Raw genomic sequence first — 20165 nt, forward strand, 5'->3', positions numbered from 1 at the left:
CAGGCGGCTCGTCGGCCACCGGCGCGGCAACCGGCGGCGCAGCCACCAACGGCGGCTCGACCGGCGGTGCCGGCGGCGCAGGCGGTGCGGGCGGCACCAGCACCGGCGGCCGTGGCGGCGACCTGGCTGCCATCACCACCGGCTATGGCGCCAACGGTGCGGGCGGTGCGGGTGCAGGCGGCAACGGCGGCACGAACACCGTCAATGCCGGCACCTTCAACATGTCGAACAACATGAGCGGCGCCGGCCAGAACGCGGCAGGCATCATGGTCATCAGCCAGAACACCGGCATCTCCTCCCTGGTCCAGCAAAGCGTCAACGTCCAGGCCAACCTGAAAGTCGGCGGCCAGTAACCGGGCCTGGCGAAGCGGCCGCCGCGCCTCCGGGCGCGGCGGTTGCCGAGCCAAGAGCAGAGCAAACGGGGGTACAGAATGCAGCAATCATTCAACCAGGGGGTCGTCAGGCGCTTGTGCGGCATCGCTGCGCTCGCGTTGCTGGCGTCTCCGGCCTGGGCCGGCGAGCCCCAGGCCGGCCAAGACGGGGCTCAGCCGCCGGCCAGGCAGGAGACCAAGCCGGAAACGGCGGCCCCGGCCCGGTCCGGCCTGAGCCTCGATTTCGGCCCGGCCGCCGACCTCGGCAAGCTCGAGCAGTCGCGCGGCGGTGCGGAAACCAAGAACGACGTCAAGCTCGATGGTGTCGTGACGGGCAACAGCGCCATCAACGTCTCCACCGGGGGTAACGTGATCGATTCCGGCGCGTTTTCGAACATGTCCGGTATCCCGGTCGTGATCCAGAACAGCGGAGCCAACGTGCTGATCCAGAGTTCCACCGTCATCAATGTGCAATTCAAATGAAACTTAGCGCAATGCCCCTGCTGTGCGCGCTGATGGGCGTCACCTGCGTGAACGCAGCCGAGCTGCCGATCGCGGGTGGCGCCCGTTTTAACATTCCCGTGCATAGCCTGAAGGAACTGAAGTTCATCTCCACCACCCGCCAGCAATTCGATTTCAGCTGCGGCTCGGCGGCGCTGGCGACCCTGCTGACCCACCATTACGGCTACCCGATCAGCGAGACCACGGCCTTCCAGGCCATGTGGGAGCAAGGCGACCAGCAGAAGATCCGGCGCGAAGGCTTTTCGCTGCTCGACATGCAGCGCTACCTGGCCTCGATCGGCTTCAAGGCGGACGGCTTCCGCCAGCCGATCGACAAGCTGATCCAGGCCAAGGTGCCGGCCATCGTGCTGATCTCCGAGAGGGGTTACAACCACTTTGTCGTCGTCAAGGGCGCCGAGGATGGCCGCATCCTGCTGGGCGACCCGTCCAGCGGCACCCGCGCGATCACGCGCGAGCACTTCGAATCCATCTGGCCGAGCCGGCTGCTGTTCGTGATCCACGACGCGCCGTCCCGGCCCCAATTCAATCTCACCGCCGACTGGCGTGCCGCACCGCGCGCGCCGCTGAGCGACGCGGTGAACCGGACCGGCATCGACAATACGAGTCTGCCGAAGTTCGGTCCGACCGATTTTTAAGAGGAGATACCATGCGCCTCACCGTCAAGATCTGCCTGCTGCTGGCCAGCGCCGCAATCGCCGGCCAGGGCCTGGCAGGCGCACCGGAGCGCGGCTTCGACCCCGCGCAGGCGGTCGACCCGGCCGCCCTCGACGAGCTGCGCGGCGGCTTCGAGATGCCTGGCGGCCTCATCGTCTCGCTGGGCATCGAGCGCATCGTCAGCATCAACGGCAACGTCGCCGAACGCAGCCAGCTCAACCTGGGCAACCTCGGCACCCTGACCAGCGGCATGTCGCGCGTCTCGGCCGAGACCGCCGGCCAGGTCAACCTGATCCAGAACGGCGTCGGCACCGCCAACCTCCAGCTCGGGAAGGACGTGCTGGGCGGGACTTTTATCCAGAATAACTTGAACAACCAGCTGATCAACAGCCAGACCATCATCAACGCCAGCGTAGACGCGCGCGGACTAATGCAAACCATGAATTTCCAGTCCACGCTCGCGAACGCCTTAAACACCGCCGTCACAGGAAGGTGACGGTCCAACCCGGAGAAAAAAAATATGCAAAAGTTTCCAGCACTGTCCACTGCGATTGGGGTGAGTCTCATCCTTGCGGCCTTCCCTGCAGGCGCCCAATCGCCTGATCTATTGGAACAGCTGAAGATCATGCGGCAACAGCTGGAAGAACAACGTGTCCGGGTGGACGAGCTGGAGCGTCAACTGCGCGCGAGCGGGGTCGCTCAGCCGACCCAGCTTGACAAGCTGCGCGGCACCGGCGCGGCCGCGGTGGCCGACACCGGCCAGCAGACGGACAACGGCGGTGCGCCGCCGCCGTCGCCGCAGCCGGTCAACGGCGGCAACGCGGTCGGCCGTCCGCCGAGCGAAGCCGCGCGCGCACCGCAGGTGGCGCCGATCTTCGAAAGCCCGGGCGTGCTGACGCCGCGCGGCCAGATGGTGTTCGAGCCCTCGGTGCAGTACGGTTATTCGTCCAGCAACCGCGTGGCCCTGGTGGGCTACACGGTGATTCCCGCGCTGCTGATCGGCCTGCTGGACGTGCGCGAGGTCAAGCGCAACACCACCACCGCCGCCGCCACCTTCCGCTACGGCTTCGACAACCGCCTCGAGCTGGAAGCCAAGATTCCCTACGTCTACCGCAGCGATTCCACCGTCAGCCGCGAGCTGTTCACCGGCACCGCGGCCGAACGCGCCTTCGAAACCAGCGGCAAGGCGATCGGCGACATCGAACTGGGCTGGCGCTACCAGCTGAACGACGGTGGCATCGAGAAGCCGTACTATATCGCCGGCCTGCGCTTCAAGACCCGTACCGGCCGCGATCCCTTCCAGGTCGTGACCGACTGCCAGACCCGCTGCGTGGGCGACAACGTCACCGGCACCGGCCTGCCGCTCGACCTGCCGACCGGCTCCGGCTTCTATTCGCTGCAGCCGAGCCTGACCTGGCTGATGCCGTCCGACCCGGCGATCTTCTTCGGCAGCTTCAGCTACACCCATAACTTCAAACGCGGCAACGTCTACCGCACTGTCCAGAACGGCGTGAAGGAATTCCTGGGAGATGTAAAACCGGGCGATGTGTTCGGCTTCAACTTCGGTATGGGCCTGGCGCTCAACGAAAAGGCCTCGTTCAGCATCGGCTACGACCACAGCTCGGTGGCCCGCACCCGCCAGGGCGGCCAGGTGGTGCCGGGTTCGGTCCGCATCCAGCTCGGCACCCTGCTGCTGGGCTATTCCTACCGTCTGAGCGACAAACGCACCCTCAACGTCTCGGTCGGCGCCGGCCTGACCCGCGACACCCCGGACGTCACCCTGATGGTCAGGGTTCCATTTTCGTTCTGAAGCGCTCCTGGAACGGCAACGGCGCGCCGCCCTCACGGGCTGGCGCGCCGTTTTTTATCCAGAGCCGGAATCAGACGTAGTAGACCAGCGCGGCCAGGCCGACGATCAGCAGCACCTTGGTGGCCTTGTACGCATTCTTGTTCCAGGCCTTGTAGCGGCGGCGGTACTGGCCCATCACGTGGGAGATGCGGAACAGCTTGCTCACCAGGCCGGTCTGGTCGCCGCTTTCGTTGGGCGAGGCGGCGGCCGTCATCATGGTGCGGCCCAGCCAGCGGTTGACGGCGCCCATGCCGAAGCGCAGCGGGCGCTCGACGTCGCAGAACAGGATCACGCGATCCTGGCCGCTGGTGTTCTCGGCCCAGTGGATGAAGGTTTCGTCGAAGATCACGCCCTGGCCGTCGCGCCAGCTGTAGCGCTGGCCGTCGACTTCGATGAAGCAGCGGTCGTCGTTCGGCGTGGCCAGGCCAAGGTGGTAGCGCATCGAACCGGCGAAGGGGTCGCGGTGCGGGTTCAGTTTGGCGCCGGGCGGCAGTTCGGCGAACATGGCGGCCTTCACCGACGGGATCCCCTGCAGCAGCGCATAGGTCTTCGGGCACAGGCGCTCGGCCGACGGGTGGCTGGCGTCGTACCACTTCAGGTAGAAGCGCTTCCAGCCGGTCTTGAAGAAGGAATTGAAGCCGGCGTCGTTGTTTTCTTCGGAGGCCTTGATCTTCTGGAGCGCGACCAGGTTCAGCGCTTCTTCGCGGATCACCTGCCAGTTCTGCTGCAGGACGTCGAGTTCGGGGAATTCGCGCACCGGAATGTAGGGCGTGCTCGGCACACGCGAAAACAGGTGCATAAAAATATTGATCGGTGCCATGAACGACGAATGGTCGAACAGCTGGCGGCCGAACGGGAGGCGGACCTTACCGCGGAAATGAATATGCAGGACGGAAAGGATGAGAAAACCCACGACTGCCCACTTCATTACGCCTCCACTTGCACCTGTCTACACGGAGCGCAAGGATACCATATGCGACGCGCAGCCGTTCGCCGGCCCTCCCCCGCATGCGGTGGAGGTGCCGGCTTCAGGCTGCGACTTGTCGTGGACGTGCTACAGGGTCAGTGCATGACGGAGGTGACAGCGTAACCTTTCTCGGCCAGCTGGCCGGAGAGGTTCTGGATATGGTAGTCGTCGATCTGCTGGGCGTTGTCGTCCACCTCGACCGCACGGGCTTCGACTTCCCAGTCTGTATTCGTGGCTTCCTCGGGGATGTTGCGGGTTTCGGGCACCGCCAGGTACGAGAACTTGCCGTCCTGTTCGGCTCTGCGGTAAATATCCAGGCGCATAGTCGTTTCCTTTCTAAGCATGGCTGATGGACTCAAGCCATCAGTATGCCCACGATAGGCGAAGGGCGGAGCACAGTCTGTTAATCGACGCACACTGGCTTTAAGACAAGAAACTTTTTGCCGCTCAACGGCCCGGCGACGCCCCCAGCACCCGCGCCGGCAGCATCACGACGGCACGCAACAACTCGAACACGGCCTCGACGCCGATGCCGACCAGGCGGAAAGGCAGCAGGATCAGCCAGACCAGCGGATACAGGAACAGTGCCAGCAGGGCCAAGGGCCAGCACAGGAACAGCAGCAGCAACCAGGCGAGGAATCCGAGCATTGTTCGCTCCTTCAGTGAGAAGTGACGTCGATGCTGTGACTGTAATGACAAGACGGCGCGAGGGCAATCCCGATGCGATGAAAGGCAGCCTGCCGGGATAAACGGGAGAAAAGCGGGGGTAAATGGGGCCTGCGCGGGAACGACGTGTGGGCGTGTCATTCCCGCGCAGGCGGGAATCCAGGTTTACCGCGAGTACCGAAGACTTAGGCGTACACCGCCGCGCCAGCCTGTTCGCGAACACCGTCTTCCTCGAACCGCGCCACCAGCTCAGCCCGGATCGACGCCTCCAGCGACGGAATCGAACCACCGCAGCGATAGGCAAAGCTGATTTGCACCACGTCGCCCGCCCGCACATCCAGCGGACGCGCCAGCGGCAGCATCATGTAATGGTTCAGCCAGTCGACCGTGGTTCCCTGCTCTTCAATGATGTACAACACGTTCTTGGTGATGAAGCGCAGCGCGTTCAGGCGGCCGGTCTTTTCGACCTGGAAGCGGCCTTCCCAGGCGATCAGGGAATCGACCGGCTGCTTGAAATCGAGGATGCTGTAGACGGCCGGCTGGGCCAGCTCCACCGTGCCCGGATAGACCGCATTGGTCGCCTGGAACTGCACGATCGGGGCCTGGAAGCCTTCGAAATCGTATTCCTGCTGCAGGGGCTGGGCCGCCATGATGACGGCTTCCGGCAGGAACACGGGCAGCGGGCCGCCGAAACGCGCCAGGTAGCGGCGCTTGAAGGACTCGATCACCTCGACCAGCTTCTCGCGCACCATGCCGACGTGGATCATCTCGCAGATCACGACATCGACCGGCTCGGGCGGCAGGTACTCGGAGGCGTCGGCGTGGATCACCTCGACCTTGTGGCCGTTCTCGTTCATGGCCAGGAATTTGCGCGCTTCACGCACCATGTCCGGGTTGAACTCGACGCAGTAGACCTTGCTGGCGGCCTGGGCGGCAAAAAAGGACAGCACGCCGGTGCCGCCACCCAGTTCCAGGACCTTGGCGCCCGGCTTGACGGCGTGGAAGATCGCCGACTTGAAGCCGTGCATGCGATTCTGGTCCATCAACATGTTGTGGTGGTAATGGACCGGAATGAATTGTCCCAGGTAGCAGCTCTCGATTTCGCGTTCGTTCAGCATGTTGTTCCTTGTTGTCAGCTCCCGGTCCCGCCGGCGCCATGGTTGGTCTACGGCTGAATTATCTTCAAGAAACACTTATTGCCATACGCCGAGCTGATGGCGAATTCCCGTCCAGTTTCGCCGTTTGGGCGCCGGCCTCGTTAATCGAGAGAATTCTTTTGCAGCCGCAAATGGCAGTGCTAGTATGAAGGCGTCAGCGGCCCCGGGCGCATTGCCCCATCGATCATGTCCTGCACCATCGGTATGCTGTCGGCGAACGTCGCCGACCTTCTCCTCGATGTCGTCTTCCTTGTCGACGCCACCGGAAAGCTCGTCGATGTGAGCGCCGGGTGCGAGCGGCTGCTGGGCTACCGTCCCGACGAAATGATCGGCCGGAACCTCTTCGATTTCGTCGCGGAGCAGGATCGCGCCCGTAGCCTCGAGGAAGCGGCGCGCATACAGTCCGGCGAGGAAGGCATCGGCTTCGAAAACCGCTATCGGCGCAAGGACGGCGGCCTGGTCGACATCATGTGGTCCGCACGGCGCATCGATGCGCTGGGCCTGCGGATCGGGGTTGCCCGCGACATTACCGCGCGCAAGCAGGCGGAGCGCCGCCAGGCCGCGCTGTATGCGATTTCCGAGGCTGCCCACCGGGCGCCGGACCTGGCGAGCCTGTGCGCGGAAATCCATGCGGTGCTGGACGGCCTGGTCGGCGTCACCGGGATGGCGGTCGTCACCGAAGACGCCTGTGGCGGATGCAGGACGATCTACCTGAAGAGCACGGCCGGCGACTCTTCCGAGGCGCGCCATTTCGAGCAATGGCGCGGCATGCCGCCGCCGGGTTGGCTGGCGCTGGAACTGCGCGGCACGGACGGCGCCATCGGCGGCCTGCTGCTACGCTCCCGCGGCGACGCCGCCTATCCGGCGCAAGACTGCGAACTGCTGGGTTTTACCGCGGGACAGATCGGCATGGCCCTGGAGCGCAAACGCCTGCACGACGACCTGCTGCGCCACGCCTGCCATGATGAACTGACCGGCCTGCCGAACCGCTATCTGTTTTTCGACCGGATCGGCACCGCATTGGCGCGCGCACGGCGCACGGGTGCACGGATGGGCTTGCTCTACGTGGACATCGACGATTTCAAGCAGGTCAACGACGTCCATGGTCACGCGGCCGGCGACGAACTGTTACGCGGTGTCGCCGCCCGCCTGGCGAACTGCGCCCGCGATTCGGATACCGTGGCGCGCATCGGTGGCGACGAATTCGTACTGATCCTGGAAGACCTCAACAGCGCGGACGACGCCGACCGCATCGCCCATCAGATCGGCGCGGCGATGGCGATCCCGATGCGGATCGACAGCGCCGAGCTGGCTGTCGGGGCCAGTATCGGCTGCGCGGTATTCCCGGACCACGGCCAACGGATCGAGGAGCTGCTGAAGCACGCCGACATCGACATGTACCGCCAAAAAAAGGCCAGGAAGGCAGATCCTGCCAAGGCCGCCTGTTGAGACGCAGCCCCGCAGGCCTCAGCGGGCGCCGGCCGACCGTTCCGCGAGCTGGGCTGCGGTCAAGCCTTCGCTGTTGCGCAGAGCGGGATTCGCGCCCTGCCTGGTCAGGAAGTCCACCATGTCCGGATGCCCTTCGCGCGCCGCCATCATCAGCGGGGTATAGCTGCCGCTGGCCGGCGGAGAGACGGCGTCCACCCTGGCGCCGCGCTTGATCAGCAGACGGGCGATGTCCTCGTCGCCGCTGGCGGCCGCGTAATGCAGCGGGGTCCAGCCCGGACGGTTGACGGCGGCGCCGCGTGCGACCAGGGCCTCGGCGGCCGGCCGGTTGCGCTTGAAGGCCGCCATCATGAGGGCCGTGTTACCGTTCAGAGCGGGAGCGTCGAGCTGGATGCCGGGCTGGTCGAGCAGCGCCTGCAACACCCGCATCGACCCTTCGCGCACCGCCAGCACCAGCGCCGGCTCGCCGCCCAGCGGATTCTGCCGGTTCGGATCGACGCCCGCGGCCAGCAGGGATTTGACGGTCTTGAGGTCATCCATCTGCACGGCGCGGTAGAAGTCGGCCGTCTGGCCGGTGGTGACGGCGAAGGCTGCCGTACCCGGGAAGGCGGCCATGAAGACGGCGGCAAGAACCGTCCTGCCGGTCAGGCGTAGAAAACCGCGACGCTGCATCATGGCGCACTCCCTCCTTAATTGTTCGGAACCTTGAAGAGTTTATAGAAATTGTCGGTCGTGCGCTCAGCCACTTCGCGCAGCGGCACGTCCTTGAGCGTGGCGATGAACTCGGCCACATGCGGCACGAAGCCCGGCTCGTTCACTTTCCCGCGGTAGGGCACGGGTGCGAGATACGGCGAATCGGTTTCGATCAGGATACGGTCCAGCGGCAGCGCCTTGGCCACCGCCTGCAGGTCTTTCGCGCTCTTGAAGGTGACGATGCCGGAAAAGGAGATGTAGAAACCCATCTCGATCGCGGCCTGCGCCACTTCCAGGGTCTCAGTAAAGCAGTGCATGACGCCGGCCACGCCGCCCTTGTCCACCGCCGCGCCCTCTTCCTGCAGGATGCGGATGGTATCAAGACTGGCCGAACGGGTATGGATGATCAGCGGCTTGCGCGTCTCGCGCGAGGCGCGGATATGGGTGCGGAAGCGCTCGCGCTGCCACTCCAGGTCGCCCTCCAGGCGGTAGTAGTCGAGGCCGGTCTCGCCGATCGCGACGATCTTCGGATGGTCGGCCAGGCGCACCAGCTCTTCGACGCTGGGCTCGGGCGTGTCCTCGTAGTCGGGATGGACGCCGACCGATGCGTAGATATGCGGATATTGCTCGGCCAGCGCGAGCACGCTCGGGAATTCCGGCAGGTTGACGGACACGCACAGTGCCTTGTCGACCTTGTTCTCGGCCATTTTGGCGAGGATCTCGGGCATGCGGGCGGCCAGCTCCGGGAAATTGATGTGGCAGTGTGAATCGATGTACATCCCGTCATTGTACGCGAGTCGCCCCAAATGAACGGAACGCCGGCCCGATCGGCTCTGTGCCACACTCGCTCGCACGACCTTTCAGCATGGAGCCCTGTCATGAGCAACGAACAGCAGAAGCAGAACGAGCAACCGGTCCCGCCCGGCAACCAGCAAGCCGCCCAGCCGTCCGGCCAGTCCCAGCAGCAGGCGCAAGCCGACAACCATCCGGACTTCGATGCGCTGGCGAACAAGAAGCCGGAAGAGCTGACGCCGGAAGAATTGCGCCTGATGGCGGACACCATGCCCGGCGAGGGACCGGGCGATTAGAACGACCCTACGTCGTCCCCGCGAAGGCGGGGACCCAAGTTTGATCCGGCAATGACGGCGCAATCACCCGAGCGTTGACCCCACAGCACATCGCTGCCTATAATTTAGCCTCCTCAGGAGGACGACCTCCCCCGGCATTTCGGGGCATCTAATTCGGGACGACCCGCTCTATCAAGGAGTGAGTCATGGCCTGGATAATGCTTGTGATCGCCGGCGCTCTCGAAGTTGCATGGGCTTATTCGATGAAGGTATCGGATGGCTTTTCCCGCCCCCTTCCCGCAGTTCTGACGCTCGTGTTGATGACAGCCAGCTTTGGCCTGTTGTCCTTTTCGATGCGCACCATTCCGCTCGGCACCGCCTACACCATCTGGACCGGCATCGGCGCCGTCGGCGCATTCGTGCTCGGCGTTGCCGTGCTTGGCGAACAATTCACCGTTCAGCGCGCGATCGCGGCCGCCCTCATCGTCAGCGGACTGGTGCTGATGAAACTGGGGTCTGAGGTGTAGTGGAACGGAAGGCCGGGTTCCGCCAAAAACAGACGTTCAGGCGCCGGCCGCAAAAGGCATCGGAATGCCGAACAAGAGGGTATTGTTGAATTGCGAGCCGCAAAGTCAATACGGTCGGTGGGACTTCCAAAGCTCTGGTGCATACGCGGATCAGCCCGTCGTACAGACATGAATTGATTTCGCCTTGCATTGAGATTTCCTCGTTTGTCGAGGCGTCGGCAATCCACGAACATGGCGTCACCATCGAATACCAAGGAGACATCATGTTACTGAAAGAGCGAGTGGCCATCGTCACGGGTGGAGCGGGCGTCAATGGACTGGGCTTTGCGACGGCGCGGATGCTGGCTGCGCAGGGCGCCAACGTCGTGATCCTGGACCTGGCGGCAAGCAACCCGGCTGGCGCCGCAGCCGAGCTCGGGCCACAGCACCTCGGCCTTGTTGCCGACGTGACCGATAAGGACCAATGCGAAGCCGCCGCGCGGGCGGCGCTGGCGCGCTACGGTCGCATCGACATTCTGTTCAACAACGCCGGCATTACCCAGCCGCGCAAGACGCTGGAAATTTCTGCCGCGGACTACGACGCCGTGCTCGACGTCAGCCTGCGCGGTACGCTCCTGATGTCCCAGGCAGTCCTGCCGGCCATGCAGCGGCAACAACAAGGCAGCATCATCTGCACCTCGTCGGTGTCGGCGCAGCGCGGCGGCGGCATCCTGGGCGGTCCGCACTATTCTGCCGCAAAGGCTGGCGTGCTAGGGCTGACTCGCGCGATGGCGCGGGAGTTCGGCCCGGACGGCATTCGCGTCAACGCCATCACGCCTGGCCTGATCGCCACCGACATCATCAAGGGCAAGCTGACGGAAGAGCGCAAGGGCGAGATCGCCGAGCAGATTCCGCTGGCGCGCCTGGGCCGGGCCAGCGACATCGCCGGTGCGGTCGTATTCCTCGCCAGCGAGCTGTCCGCCTACTGCACAGGCATCACGCTGGACGTCAACGGTGGCATGCTGATCCACTGAGTCCTGGCAACGGGCCGCCACCACCCGGCCCTTCAGGCCTGTTCGCGGGACGGCGCTGTGTCCGCCCCCATCCTTTCCGTCGCCGCGCTGTCGAAGTCGGCGAATCCCCGGATCCAGTCCAGCACGATGCGCACCGACTGCAGCCCTTCTCTGCTTTTCGGGACTGCCAGGTGATGCGCAGTCGCTTCGATGGCGAGCTCGCCGAACGGGCAGACCAGGCGGCCCTGCCGCAGGTAGTCGTGGACCAGGACCGTGCTTTCGATGCACATTCCGAGCCCATTCTCGGCGGCGGCCAGCGTCATGAACGCGCGGTCCAGGCGTAGGCCGCGCACCGGGTTGCCGCACCCGGGCGCGAAGCGTGCGATCCATTCGTCCCAGGAAGTCAGCGAGACGTCGTTCTGGATCAGGTAAAAATGCTCGATATCGCCAACGGGCAGCGGCAGGGTCCAGCCATCGACCAGGTCCGGACTGCACACCGGCAGGTAGCGCTCGCGCCGGGACACCGGCTCGACGTGCACGCCGGCGGAGGCTTGCGGCCTGCCATAGGTCACCGCGACGTCGACGCCGCTGTTGGAAAAATCCGGTGGCTGGTGCACCGCCCACAGCCGGACGTCGACCTCCGGATGGGCGCGCAGGAAGGCGGGCAATCTCGGCATGATCCAGATCGCGGCGAAGCTGGGAGCGCTCTGGATCGTCACGACATGCTGCTTGCCGCCGCGGTCGAGGATGGTGCGCAACTCATCGTCGATGTCGCCAAAGGAGCGGCGAATCACCTCGTACAGGCGGGCACCTTCCGCGGTCGGCACGACCCCGCGGCGCGCTCGCTCGAACAGCAGGGTCCCGAGCGCCTCCTCGAGCGTCTGGATCGAATGGCTGACCGCCGAGGCTGTGATGGACAGCTCCTGGGCCGCCGCGGCAAACGAACGGTGCATGTAGGCCGCCTCGAAGGCTTGCAATCCTTTGAGTGAAGCCTTGCGAAGAGCGCGGTATCGCTGAACTGGTTTCATCTATCGCCAAGAATTACTCGCTATACGGTTCATCGGTCAATTCATACACTGGTCTCGTAAAACCGCTGCACGAGACGCTTGAATCAGTCGAAAAACCGGATTGGAGACACACACATGGAGCAGCAACACTCCCCGTATCACACCTCCCTACGCGCCTTGACGAGTGCGGCCTACCGCATCCGTCGCTACGCGCTGCGCATGGGCGAGGTCCAGGGCCAGGGTTACGTCGGGCAGGCCCTCGGGATGGCCGACATCCTCGCCGTCGCCTACCGGCACGCGATGAATTATCGGCCGGATGAGCCGGAATGGGAAGGCCGCGACCGTTTTCTGCTGTCGCACGGCCATTATGCGATCGCACTCTACGCCGCCCTGCTCGAAGCCGGCATTCTGCCCGAATCCGAACTGAAAACCTACGGCAGCGACGATAGCCGCCTGCCGATGTCCGGCATGGCGACCTATACGCCAGGCATGGAAATGTCCGGCGGATCGCTTGGCCAGGGCCTGAGCATCGCGGTCGGCATAGCGCTGGGCCTGCGCCAGAAGAACAACCCGGCTTTCGTCTACAACTCGATGTCCGACGGCGAGCTCGACGAAGGCTCGACCTGGGAAGCGGCGCTGTCCGCGGCTCACTTCGGTCTCGGCAACCTGATCTGCCTGGTCGACATCAACAACCAGCAGGCCGACGGCCCGTCGAGCAGGATCCTCGGCTTCGAACCGCTGGCCGACAAGTGGAACGCCTTCGGCTGGTTCGTCCAGCGCGTCAAGGGCAACGATATCGGCGCCGTGGTGCAGGCCTTCGACGCTGCGCGCAGCCATCCGGCCCCGCAGCCGCGCGTTATCCTGTGCGACACCCTGATGGGCAGCGGCGTGCCCTTCCTCGAGCAGCGCGACAAGAACCATTTCATCCGCGTCGAGGCCGACGAATGGCAGCAGGCCATCGCCATCCTCGATGCGCAACAGGCAGGAGACAACCAATGAGCACCGCTACCCAGAACAAGCCCCGCCTGACCACCTCGGCGATGATCGCATCCATCGCCACCGAAGGCCAGCGCACCAAGAGCGCGCCGTTCGGCAATGCCTTGGTCGAGTTGGCAAGCCAGCGCCGGGACATCGTAGGGATGAGCGCCGACCTGGCCAAATATACCGACCTGCACCTGTTTGCCAAGGAATTCCCGGAGCGCTTCTTCCAGATGGGGATGGCCGAGCAGTTGCTGATGGGCGCCGCCGGCGGCATGGCGAAAGAAGGCTACATGCCCTTCGTCACCACCTATGCGGTGTTTGCGTCGCGCCGGGCTTACGACTTCATTCATCAGGTGATCGCCGAGGAAAACCTCAACGTCAAGATCGCCTGCGCCCTGCCGGGCCTGACGACGGGCTACGGCCCCAGCCACCAGGCCACCGAAGACATTGCCATCTTCCGCGGCGTACCAGGCCTGACCATCGTCGACCCCTGCGACGCGCTCGACACGGAACAGGCGGTGGCGGCCATCGCCGCCCACCGGGGGCCGGTCTACATGCGCTTGCTGCGCGGTAAAGTCCCGCTGGTGCTGGACGAATATGACTACACGTTTGAACTCGGCAAGGCGAAGCTGCTGCGCGATGGCCGCGATGTCTTGATGATCTCCAGTGGCATCATGACGATGCGCGCGCTGGAAGTGGCCGAGGCGCTGAAGGCGGACAACGTGAGCGTGGCGGTGCTGCATACGCCGACCATCAAACCGCTGGACGAGGAAGCTGTGATCCGGGAAGCCAGGCGCAGTGGCCGACTGGTGGTGGTGGCCGAGAACCACTCGGTGGTGGGCGGCCTCGGCGAAGCGGTCGCGGGCACTCTGCTGCGGGCAGGCGTGGCGCCGACCTTCCGCCAGATTGCCCTGCCCGACGCCTTCCTCGATGCCGGCGCATTGCCGACGCTGCACGACCGCTATGGCATCTCGACAGAGGCAATGGCCACCAGCATCAAGTCCTGGCTGGTCTGACCGGCCAGCCAGTTCGAGCGCGCGGCAGGTACGCATCAAGAAGGCAAAGACCTTTGGCGGGCCGCGTAAAAAACGAGAACGATGAGGAGACACAGATGAAATCACCTACCGTCACACCCTCGGCGGCTGGCGCCGGGGCCACTCTTTCCGACGCCACCGACGTCGAATCGCGTACCTATGCCAAGCTCACGCGCCGGCTGGTTCCTTTCCTCATGCTGTGCTACCTGGCGGCCTACCTGGACCGCGTCAACGTCGGCTTCGCCAAGCTGCAGATGCTCAGCGACCTCCACTGGAGCGACACGGTGTATGGACTGGGCGCCGGCATATTTTTCATCGGCTACTTCCTGTTCGAAGTACCCAGCAACCTGATTCTGCACCGCTTCGGCGCCCGCCGCTGGCTCGCGCGCATCATGATCACCTGGGCTATCGTCTCCGCCAGCTTCAGCTTTGTCCAGTCGCCGACGCTGTTCTACGTCATGCGGTTTCTGCTCGGCGTTGCCGAAGCGGGTTTCGCGCCCGGCGTCATCCTCTACATCACCTACTGGTTCCCGCAAGCGCGGCGGGCCAAGGTCATGGCCATGTTTTTCATGGCGATCCCGCTGGCGAGCATCGTCGGCGCTCCGCTGTCGGGCTGGATCCTCGAAGCCTTCTCGAACCTCCATGGCCTGAAGGGGTGGCAGTGGCTGTTCGTCCTGGAGGCGCTGCCGTCCATGCTGCTCGGCGTCGCCATCCTGCTCTACCTGGACGACAGCATCGAGGCCGCCAAATGGCTAACGCCCGACGAGAAAGCCATCCTGCAGCGTAATATCGCCGCCGAGAACAGCGACAAGGTCGCCCACCATTCGGCGCGCGCATTTCTGTCCGACCGTCGCCTGTGGCTGCTGACCGCCATCTACTTCTGCATCGTAATGGGCCAATATGGCATTACCTTCTGGTTGCCGGCCATCGTCAAGAATGCGGGTGTGAGCAGCGCCGCCATGGTCGGTCTGCTGGCGGCGATCCCGTATGCGGTGGCGCTGGCCTGCCTGCCGATCATTGGCCGCAGCTCCGATCGCACCAGAGCCCGGCGCCTGCACTGCGGTGGACCGATGCTGATTGCGGCTGCAGCCTTGTTCGCCTTGCCCTTCACTGACGGCGTCGGCATTGCGCTGATCCTCCTGAGCGCCGCGGCGGCGGGCGCAATCGGCTGCACCTCGCAATTTTGGACGCTGCCAACAGCCTTCCTGGGCGGCATGACGGCAGCGGCGGGCATCGCGACCATCAATTGCATCGCCAACCTGGCCGGCTTCGTCTCGCCTTCGCTCGTGGGCTGGTTGAACGACTTCACCGGCAAGCAGGGGGCAGGCCTGATGTTGACCTCGGCGGTCCTGCTGGTGGGCGCCTGCCTGCTTGTGCTGGTGCCGAAGCAGATCGTCGACCGCTGAGCGGTTCCCCGTTCGACACACCAGAGCTGGGAATGACGCCCTGACGGCGGCTCAGGCCACCCGCTTGCCGAGGATGATCAGGTCGCGCTCGATCCCGTCCAGGTTCGCCACGCGCGGGAAATTGGCCCAGGTCTCGAAGCCGTACTTGCGGAACAGGGCCAGGCTGGGCGCGTTGTGGCCGAAGATGAAGCCCAGCAGCGTATGCACCTTGATGTTCGGCGCAAAGGCCATCGCCTGCTCCAGGCAATAGCGGCCGATGCCCTTGCCGCGCCATGCCTCGGCAATATAGATCGACACCTCGGCCGTGCCGGAATACGCCGGGCGGCCGTAGAAGTTCGAATAGGAGCACCAGCCGATCACTTCCGGGTTCCCTGACTTGTCGCCGGCGTCGTGGATGACCCACAGCGGACGGCGTTCCGGCGTGTGGTCGGCAAACCATTGCTCGCGCGACTGGACCGTGACCGGTTCGGTGTCGGCGGTGACTTCGCGCGAGGCGATGGTGGAGTTGTAGATATCGACGATGACGGGCAGGTCTTCGATGCGGGCGAGGCGGTGTACGTACGACGGCATGGTGGAAATACGGGAGTCGGTGATGGGGATTACAGGGTGTGCGTGGCGCGCGAGGATCGCAGCGCCGCGCCGAGGATTTCTTCGATGCGCAGCTTGGCGCGCTGGCCCGTTTCGTCGGCCGGGAAATGGACGCCGATACCTTGCGCCTTGTTATTATTGGCGCCCGCCGGGGTGATCCAGGCAACCGTGCCGGCGATCGGGTACTTGTTCGGGTCGTCCATCAAGGACAGGATCAGGTAGATCTCGTCGCCGATCTTGTAGGGCTTATTGGTCGGCACGAACATGCCGCCGTTCTTCAGGAAAGGCATGTAGGCCGCGTACAGCGCGGCTTTTTCCTTGATCGCGAGCGAGAGCACGGACGGCCGCGGCGCTTGCGGCGCCGTCGGCAAGCCCGGCGGCGCGTTCGGATCGGTGGGCAAGCCGTTCATCGGAATCCTTTTTCGTAATCGAGCAACATGTCTTCGACAAACAATTTCGGCGACAAGGGGTGGTCCGCCACCGCGCGCCGCTCATTGGTCGCCTTGATCGCCTGCATCAGCTTCGCCGTATGCACGCGCCCGGCCAGGTTGGCGAGCTGCTGGCGGTAACGCGGATAATAGCGGATCGTGCCGGAGAGCTTGTACGAAAATACGTCATACAGCCATCGTTGCTGCCATGCGACGAGGGATGCGAGCGGCGCCTTGCTCAATTTGTCGGCGGCGCGCAACGCGGCCTCGACGCTGGGCTGGGCCAGGATTTGCAACAGGGCATCGAGCTCCTCGCGGCTGCCGGTTTCGGCCTGGTTGAGCGCCGCCAGCGGCGCCCCGCCCTGCTCGCGCAGCCAGCCGTCGGCATCCTGCACGCCCTGGGCTTCCAGCCAGGCCAGGGCCTGGGCGTGGTCCGGCATGGGCAGCGCAAACTTGCGGCAGCGCGACAGGATGGTCGGCAGTAGCCGGTCCAGGCCGTTCGATGCCAGCAGGAACACGGTGCCCGGCGGCGGCTCCTCGAGCGTCTTCAGCAGCGCGTTCGAGGCCGGCATGTTCAGGGCCTCGGCCGGGTACAGCACCACGACCCGCAAGCCCTGGCGGTGGGTCGAGATGTTCATGAAGTCGGCCAGCGCGCGCACCTGCTCGATCTTGATGTCCTTCGAGGCGGTCTTCGACTTGGCCTTCTTGTCCGTATCGCCCGCTTCTTCGCCCTCGGCCGCCGGGGCTTCGTCTTCCAGGGCTTCCGGACGCACGCGGCGGTAGTCCGGATGGTTGCCCTGGACGAACCAGCCGCAGGACGCGCACTCGCCGCAGGCATGGCCGTCGGGGCGCACGTCTTCGCACAGCAGCGCCTGGGCGAAGGCTTCGATGAAGTCGGCCTTGCCGATGCCGGCCGGGCCGTAGAACAGGATCGCATGGGGCAGGCGCACGCGCATCTGCTGCAGCTGGGTCCAGGCCTGCTCCTGCCAGGGGTAGATCGGGGCAATGCTCGTCACAACAACTTCTCCAATGCCGCACGCAGCGCGATGCGGACTTCATCGATGGTCCGGGTCGAATCGATCACCACGATGCGCCCGGGATCTTCCGTGGCGCGTCGCAAGTATTCATTCCGGCAGCGCTCGAAGAACGCCGCTTCCTCGGACTCGAACTTGTCGAGATGACGGGTCGCATCGAGCCGCTCGCGCGCCACTGCCAGCGGCACGTCGAACAGCAGGGTCAGGTCCGGCTGCAGGTGGGGATGGACCCATTGCTCCAGGCGGCCCAGTTTCTCGACCGCCAGGCCGCGCCCGCCGCCCTGGTAGGCGAAGCTGGCATCCGTGAAGCGGTCGGACAGCACCCAGTCGCCGCGCGCCAGCGCCGGATCGATCACCTGGGCGATGTGTTCGCGGCGGCTGGCGAACATCAGCAGGGCCTCGGTCTCGAGGTCCATCTTTTCGTGCAGCAGCAGGTCGCGCAGCTTTTCGCCGAGCTTCGTTCCGCCCGGTTCGCGGGTCGAGACCACGGTCTTGCCGGCGTCCTTCAGGAGGTCGGTGACGAAGCCGATATGCGTCGATTTGCCGGCGCCGTCGATGCCTTCGAAGGTGATGAAGCGTCCCGGCATCATTTCGACCCCTGGCGCTGGTACTGGTTGACCGCCTTGTTATGCTCGTTCAGGTTGACCGAGAAATGGCTGGTGCCGTCGCCGCGCGAGACGAAGTACAGGGCTTCGGTCTTGGCCGGCGCCAGGGCGGCGGCCAGCGATTCCACGCCCGGCAGCGCGATCGGCGTCGGCGGCAGGCCGGCGCGCGTGTAGGTGTTGTACGGGGTGTCGGTCTCGAGATCCTTCTTGCGGATCTTGCCGTCGTACTTGTCGCCCATGCCGTAGATGACGGTGGGGTCGGTCTGCAGCAGCATGCCGGTCTTGAGGCGGTTCACGAACACGCCGGCGATCATCGCCCGCTCGCTCTTCTGGCCCGTTTCCTTTTCCACCAGCGAGGCCATGATCAGGGCCTGGTAAGGGTCGACGTAAGGCAGGTTCGGATCGCGCTTTTCCCAGGCCGCCTTCAGGCGCTTCATCATCATCTCGTGGGCCTGCTTGTAGATCTGCAGGTCGCTCGAATTCTTCGCGAACAGATAGGTGTCCGGGAAGAACAGGCCTTCCGGCGCCTTGTATTTATCGTCCGCGACCACCTTGGCCAGCAATTCCTTGTCCGACAGCTTGGCCGTCTCGTGCTTCAGGTTCGGGGCGGCGTCGACCGCCTGGCGCATCTGGCGGAAGGTCCAGCCTTCGATGATGGTCAGCGATTCCTGGGCGAATTCGCCGCGCACCAGCTGGGTGAGCAGGCGCCGCGGCGTGGTGGACGGCTTGAGCTCGTAGCTGCCGGCCTTGATCTGCCCGGCCTTGCCGCTCACGCGGGCCAGCACGCCGAACAGGAAGCCGTTGACCGGCACCCCGGCGCTCGCCATCTGCTGGGTCGCTCCGACCACGCCGCTGCCCTGGGCAATGGCGAAAGGAATGACGGGGCTGTCCGCTGCGGTGATCGGGCGACCCGCCCACCACTGGAAGCCGCCGACGGCCGCGACTGACACGATCACGCCCGTGACGATGAGTTTTCTTATTAGTGCCATATGAAATCAGGTTTTGCGCCGTGCCCGGCGCGATTTTGTCGACAACCCTATAATGAGGCCGTAATGATAAAGCCTAAACGAGAATTAAATCGAATTTGATACGTGGATTGTATGAATAACTGGATCGAACACCTCGCCTCGCTCGGCGCCCGCTTCCATCAGGACGAAGCGGCGCAGATCGAAGACTTCGGAAAGACCCTCTCGGCCGCCGACCTGGCGGGCGGCATGGTGGCGCCGGTCACCGACCTCGGGCTCATCGCCGTCAGCGGAGACGACGCCGCCAGTTTCCTGCACAACCAGCTCACCAACGACGTCGAACACCTCGGCACCGGTGAAGCCCGCCTGGCCGCCTATTGCACGCCGAAAGGCCGCATGCAGGCCAGCCTGCTGATGTGGCGCGGCGCCGAGGACATCTACCTGCAACTGCCGCGCGCCATCCAGGCCACGCTGCAGAAGCGCCTGACCATGTTCGTGCTGCGCGCCAAGGCCAAGCTGCGCGACGCCACCGAGGAAGCGCCGACCACCGCCGTCCTCGGCCTGGCCGGCGCCAAGGCCCGGGAAGCGCTGGCCCGCCATGCCGGTGCCCTGCCGCAGGCGCCCTATGCGAAAACCGAGGGCGAGTCCGGCACCGTGATCCGCCTGGCCGACGCCTTCGATGCGCCGCGCTACCTGTGGATCACCAGCGCCGGCACCGCCATCGCCGCCCTGCCGCAGCTGCGCGAGACGCTGGCGCTGGGCGGCAACGCCGCCTGGCACCTGGCCGGGATCCACGCCGGCGTGCCGCAGGTGACCCAGCCGACCCAGGAACAGTTCGTGCCGCAGATGATCAACTTCGAACTGATCGGCGGCGTGAACTTCAAGAAGGGCTGCTATCCGGGCCAGGAAATCGTCGCCCGCAGCCAGTACCTGGGCAAGCTGAAACGCCGCATGGTGCTGGCCACGCTGGCGAATGCGGCCGCGCGCGCCGGCGATGAAGTGTTCGCCAGCGACGACCCCGACCAGCCTTGCGGCATGATCGTCAACGCGGCCCCGAACGGCCAGGGCGGCGCCGATGCGCTGGTCGAGATCAAGCTGGCCGCGCTGGACCAGGAAGTGCGCCACGGCGCGGCCGGCGGCACGCCGCTGTCCTTCCTGCCGCTGCCCTATGCCATCGACACCCCGGCCGACTGACGTCCCGCGCCC

At 64.9% G+C, this 20165-nt stretch carries 24 protein-coding genes and 1 pseudogene; 13 read left to right on the forward strand and 12 right to left on the reverse strand.

The genetic code is table 11. From position 1 onward, the window contains the following. The 5 genes and pseudogenes from AC1DOQ_RS05385 to AC1DOQ_RS05405 all read left to right on the forward strand — a co-directional run. Positions 1 to 353, forward strand: a pseudogene (locus tag AC1DOQ_RS05385) (hypothetical protein); the annotation flags it as partial. A gap of 78 nt (positions 354 to 431) precedes the next feature. Then, positions 432 to 854, forward strand: a complete 423-nt coding sequence (locus AC1DOQ_RS05390) for a hypothetical protein (protein WP_477360981.1) — start codon at positions 432 to 434, stop codon at positions 852 to 854. Positions 855 to 865: 11 nt separating this feature from the next. Next, positions 866 to 1528, forward strand: a complete 663-nt coding sequence (locus AC1DOQ_RS05395) for a C39 family peptidase (RefSeq protein ID WP_477361514.1) — start codon at positions 866 to 868, stop codon at positions 1526 to 1528. An 11-nt stretch (positions 1529 to 1539) separates the two neighbouring features. Next, on the forward strand, positions 1540 to 2043 hold the full coding sequence (locus AC1DOQ_RS05400) for a hypothetical protein (RefSeq protein WP_477360983.1): 504 nt from the start codon (positions 1540 to 1542) through the stop codon (positions 2041 to 2043). A 24-nt stretch (positions 2044 to 2067) separates the two neighbouring features. After that, entirely contained in the window at positions 2068 to 3357 is a 1290-nt protein-coding gene (locus tag AC1DOQ_RS05405) for an acetate kinase (protein ID WP_477360985.1), read from the forward strand. Positions 3358 to 3427: 70 nt separating this feature from the next. Here the strand turns inward: AC1DOQ_RS05405 and lpxO are convergent, their stop codons facing one another. The 4 genes from lpxO to AC1DOQ_RS05425 form a co-directional block, all read right to left on the reverse strand. Further along, positions 3428 to 4324: a lipid A hydroxylase LpxO gene (lpxO, locus tag AC1DOQ_RS05410; protein ID WP_477360987.1), complete on the reverse strand. Its 897-nt coding sequence runs from the start codon at positions 4322 to 4324 to the stop codon at positions 3428 to 3430. Positions 4325 to 4458: 134 nt separating this feature from the next. Further along, positions 4459 to 4686 carry a DUF6139 family protein gene (locus tag AC1DOQ_RS05415; RefSeq protein ID WP_477360989.1) on the reverse strand — a complete coding sequence of 76 codons (228 nt, stop codon included), beginning with the start codon at positions 4684 to 4686 and terminating at the stop codon, positions 4459 to 4461. Between the two features lie 124 nt (positions 4687 to 4810). Continuing rightward, a complete protein-coding gene (locus AC1DOQ_RS05420) occupies positions 4811 to 5011 on the reverse strand; it encodes a hypothetical protein (RefSeq protein ID WP_477360991.1) in 201 nt (66 codons plus the stop codon). A gap of 203 nt (positions 5012 to 5214) precedes the next feature. After that, a complete protein-coding gene (locus AC1DOQ_RS05425) occupies positions 5215 to 6147 on the reverse strand; it encodes a class I SAM-dependent methyltransferase (RefSeq protein WP_477360993.1) in 933 nt (310 codons plus the stop codon). 225 nt (positions 6148 to 6372) lie between these two features. Here AC1DOQ_RS05425 and AC1DOQ_RS05430 point away from each other — a divergent pair, with 225 nt between their 5' ends. After that, a complete protein-coding gene (locus tag AC1DOQ_RS05430) occupies positions 6373 to 7635 on the forward strand; it encodes a diguanylate cyclase domain-containing protein (protein WP_477360995.1) in 1263 nt (420 codons plus the stop codon). An 18-nt stretch (positions 7636 to 7653) separates the two neighbouring features. Here AC1DOQ_RS05430 and AC1DOQ_RS05435 read toward each other — a convergent pair whose 3' ends face one another. Further along, positions 7654 to 8307, reverse strand: a complete 654-nt coding sequence (locus AC1DOQ_RS05435) for an ankyrin repeat domain-containing protein (protein ID WP_477360997.1) — start codon at positions 8305 to 8307, stop codon at positions 7654 to 7656. Positions 8308 to 8321: 14 nt separating this feature from the next. Next, positions 8322 to 9104 (reverse strand): TatD family hydrolase, encoded by a 783-nt coding sequence (locus AC1DOQ_RS05440; RefSeq protein WP_477360999.1) that lies wholly within the window; start codon positions 9102 to 9104, stop codon positions 8322 to 8324. A gap of 99 nt (positions 9105 to 9203) precedes the next feature. On the opposite strand from AC1DOQ_RS05440, the gene AC1DOQ_RS05445 reads away from it, so the two are divergent. The 3 genes from AC1DOQ_RS05445 (at position 9204) to AC1DOQ_RS05455 (ending at position 10932) form a co-directional block, all read left to right on the forward strand. After that, positions 9204 to 9413 carry a hypothetical protein gene (locus tag AC1DOQ_RS05445; protein ID WP_477361001.1) on the forward strand — a complete coding sequence of 70 codons (210 nt, stop codon included), beginning with the start codon at positions 9204 to 9206 and terminating at the stop codon, positions 9411 to 9413. A 185-nt stretch (positions 9414 to 9598) separates the two neighbouring features. Further along, complete coding sequence (locus AC1DOQ_RS05450) at positions 9599 to 9919, forward strand: DMT family transporter (RefSeq protein ID WP_477361003.1); 321 nt, start codon at positions 9599 to 9601, stop codon at positions 9917 to 9919. A 263-nt stretch (positions 9920 to 10182) separates the two neighbouring features. Beyond that, positions 10183 to 10932, forward strand: a complete 750-nt coding sequence (locus AC1DOQ_RS05455) for an SDR family NAD(P)-dependent oxidoreductase (RefSeq protein WP_477361005.1) — start codon at positions 10183 to 10185, stop codon at positions 10930 to 10932. A 32-nt stretch (positions 10933 to 10964) separates the two neighbouring features. On the opposite strand, the gene AC1DOQ_RS05460 is transcribed toward AC1DOQ_RS05455, so the two are convergent. Then, entirely contained in the window at positions 10965 to 11939 is a 975-nt protein-coding gene (locus AC1DOQ_RS05460) for a LysR substrate-binding domain-containing protein (RefSeq protein WP_477361007.1), read from the reverse strand. 114 nt (positions 11940 to 12053) lie between these two features. On the opposite strand from AC1DOQ_RS05460, the gene AC1DOQ_RS05465 reads away from it, so the two are divergent. The 3 genes from AC1DOQ_RS05465 to AC1DOQ_RS05475 all read left to right on the forward strand — a co-directional run bounded on the left by AC1DOQ_RS05465 (position 12054) and on the right by AC1DOQ_RS05475 (position 15339). Then, positions 12054 to 12917 (forward strand): transketolase, encoded by an 864-nt coding sequence (locus tag AC1DOQ_RS05465; protein WP_477361008.1) that lies wholly within the window; start codon positions 12054 to 12056, stop codon positions 12915 to 12917. Further along, a complete protein-coding gene (locus AC1DOQ_RS05470) occupies positions 12914 to 13915 on the forward strand; it encodes a transketolase family protein (RefSeq protein ID WP_477361010.1) in 1002 nt (333 codons plus the stop codon). Before AC1DOQ_RS05465 ends, AC1DOQ_RS05470 begins: the two co-directional genes overlap by 4 nt. Positions 13916 to 14010: 95 nt before the next feature. Further along, complete coding sequence (locus AC1DOQ_RS05475; protein ID WP_477361012.1) at positions 14011 to 15339, forward strand: MFS transporter; 1329 nt, start codon at positions 14011 to 14013, stop codon at positions 15337 to 15339. A 51-nt stretch (positions 15340 to 15390) separates the two neighbouring features. On the opposite strand, the gene AC1DOQ_RS05480 is transcribed toward AC1DOQ_RS05475, so the two are convergent. The 5 genes from AC1DOQ_RS05480 to mltG are packed head-to-tail and all read right to left on the reverse strand — an operon-like array spanning position 15391 to position 18983. After that, entirely contained in the window at positions 15391 to 15909 is a 519-nt protein-coding gene (locus tag AC1DOQ_RS05480) for an N-acetyltransferase family protein (RefSeq protein WP_477361014.1), read from the reverse strand. Between the two features lie 29 nt (positions 15910 to 15938). Further along, complete coding sequence (locus AC1DOQ_RS05485; RefSeq protein WP_477361016.1) at positions 15939 to 16337, reverse strand: PilZ domain-containing protein; 399 nt, start codon at positions 16335 to 16337, stop codon at positions 15939 to 15941. After that, entirely contained in the window at positions 16334 to 17362 is a 1029-nt protein-coding gene (locus AC1DOQ_RS05490; protein ID WP_477361516.1) for a DNA polymerase III subunit delta', read from the reverse strand. Before AC1DOQ_RS05490 ends, AC1DOQ_RS05485 begins: the two co-directional genes overlap by 4 nt. Before the next feature lie 5 nt (positions 17363 to 17367). Then, the gene (tmk, locus tag AC1DOQ_RS05495) at positions 17368 to 17979 is read right to left on the reverse strand and encodes a dTMP kinase (RefSeq protein WP_477361018.1); all 612 of its coding nucleotides are present in this window, start codon (positions 17977 to 17979) and stop codon (positions 17368 to 17370) included. Next, positions 17976 to 18983: an endolytic transglycosylase MltG gene (gene mltG, locus AC1DOQ_RS05500; protein ID WP_477361020.1), complete on the reverse strand. Its 1008-nt coding sequence runs from the start codon at positions 18981 to 18983 to the stop codon at positions 17976 to 17978. Before mltG ends, tmk begins: the two co-directional genes overlap by 4 nt. 111 nt (positions 18984 to 19094) lie before the next feature. On the opposite strand from mltG, the gene ygfZ reads away from it, so the two are divergent. Further along, a complete protein-coding gene (ygfZ, locus tag AC1DOQ_RS05505) occupies positions 19095 to 20153 on the forward strand; it encodes a CAF17-like 4Fe-4S cluster assembly/insertion protein YgfZ (RefSeq protein WP_477361022.1) in 1059 nt (352 codons plus the stop codon). Positions 20154 to 20165: the final 12 nt, after the last annotated feature.

The sequence above is a fragment of the Massilia sp. 01N417 genome, assembly GCF_056399645.1.

What these genes read in the sequence shown, in the direction of transcription:
- AC1DOQ_RS05390 (WP_477360981.1), top strand. Translation starts at nt 432, where the DNA reads ATGCAGCAATCATTCAACCAGGGGGTCGTCAGGCGCTTGTGCGGCATC.
- AC1DOQ_RS05395 (WP_477361514.1), top strand. Translation starts at nt 866, where the DNA reads ATGCCCCTGCTGTGCGCGCTGATGGGCGTCACCTGCGTGAACGCAGCC.
- AC1DOQ_RS05400 (WP_477360983.1), top strand. Translation starts at nt 1,540, where the DNA reads ATGCGCCTCACCGTCAAGATCTGCCTGCTGCTGGCCAGCGCCGCAATC.
- AC1DOQ_RS05405 (WP_477360985.1), top strand. Translation starts at nt 2,068, where the DNA reads ATGCAAAAGTTTCCAGCACTGTCCACTGCGATTGGGGTGAGTCTCATC.
- lpxO (WP_477360987.1), bottom strand. Translation starts at nt 4,324, where the DNA reads ATGAAGTGGGCAGTCGTGGGTTTTCTCATCCTTTCCGTCCTGCATATT.
- AC1DOQ_RS05415 (WP_477360989.1), bottom strand. Translation starts at nt 4,686, where the DNA reads ATGCGCCTGGATATTTACCGCAGAGCCGAACAGGACGGCAAGTTCTCG.
- AC1DOQ_RS05420 (WP_477360991.1), bottom strand. Translation starts at nt 5,011, where the DNA reads ATGCTCGGATTCCTCGCCTGGTTGCTGCTGCTGTTCCTGTGCTGGCCC.
- AC1DOQ_RS05425 (WP_477360993.1), bottom strand. Translation starts at nt 6,147, where the DNA reads ATGCTGAACGAACGCGAAATCGAGAGCTGCTACCTGGGACAATTCATT.
- AC1DOQ_RS05430 (WP_477360995.1), top strand. Translation starts at nt 6,373, where the DNA reads ATGTCCTGCACCATCGGTATGCTGTCGGCGAACGTCGCCGACCTTCTC.
- AC1DOQ_RS05435 (WP_477360997.1), bottom strand. Translation starts at nt 8,307, where the DNA reads ATGATGCAGCGTCGCGGTTTTCTACGCCTGACCGGCAGGACGGTTCTT.
- AC1DOQ_RS05440 (WP_477360999.1), bottom strand. Translation starts at nt 9,104, where the DNA reads ATGTACATCGATTCACACTGCCACATCAATTTCCCGGAGCTGGCCGCC.
- AC1DOQ_RS05445 (WP_477361001.1), top strand. Translation starts at nt 9,204, where the DNA reads ATGAGCAACGAACAGCAGAAGCAGAACGAGCAACCGGTCCCGCCCGGC.
- AC1DOQ_RS05450 (WP_477361003.1), top strand. Translation starts at nt 9,599, where the DNA reads ATGGCCTGGATAATGCTTGTGATCGCCGGCGCTCTCGAAGTTGCATGG.
- AC1DOQ_RS05455 (WP_477361005.1), top strand. Translation starts at nt 10,183, where the DNA reads ATGTTACTGAAAGAGCGAGTGGCCATCGTCACGGGTGGAGCGGGCGTC.
- AC1DOQ_RS05460 (WP_477361007.1), bottom strand. Translation starts at nt 11,939, where the DNA reads ATGAAACCAGTTCAGCGATACCGCGCTCTTCGCAAGGCTTCACTCAAA.
- AC1DOQ_RS05465 (WP_477361008.1), top strand. Translation starts at nt 12,054, where the DNA reads ATGGAGCAGCAACACTCCCCGTATCACACCTCCCTACGCGCCTTGACG.
- AC1DOQ_RS05470 (WP_477361010.1), top strand. Translation starts at nt 12,914, where the DNA reads ATGAGCACCGCTACCCAGAACAAGCCCCGCCTGACCACCTCGGCGATG.
- AC1DOQ_RS05475 (WP_477361012.1), top strand. Translation starts at nt 14,011, where the DNA reads ATGAAATCACCTACCGTCACACCCTCGGCGGCTGGCGCCGGGGCCACT.
- AC1DOQ_RS05480 (WP_477361014.1), bottom strand. Translation starts at nt 15,909, where the DNA reads ATGCCGTCGTACGTACACCGCCTCGCCCGCATCGAAGACCTGCCCGTC.
- AC1DOQ_RS05485 (WP_477361016.1), bottom strand. Translation starts at nt 16,337, where the DNA reads ATGAACGGCTTGCCCACCGATCCGAACGCGCCGCCGGGCTTGCCGACG.
- tmk (WP_477361018.1), bottom strand. Translation starts at nt 17,979, where the DNA reads ATGATGCCGGGACGCTTCATCACCTTCGAAGGCATCGACGGCGCCGGC.
- mltG (WP_477361020.1), bottom strand. Translation starts at nt 18,983, where the DNA reads ATGGCACTAATAAGAAAACTCATCGTCACGGGCGTGATCGTGTCAGTC.
- ygfZ (WP_477361022.1), top strand. Translation starts at nt 19,095, where the DNA reads ATGAATAACTGGATCGAACACCTCGCCTCGCTCGGCGCCCGCTTCCAT.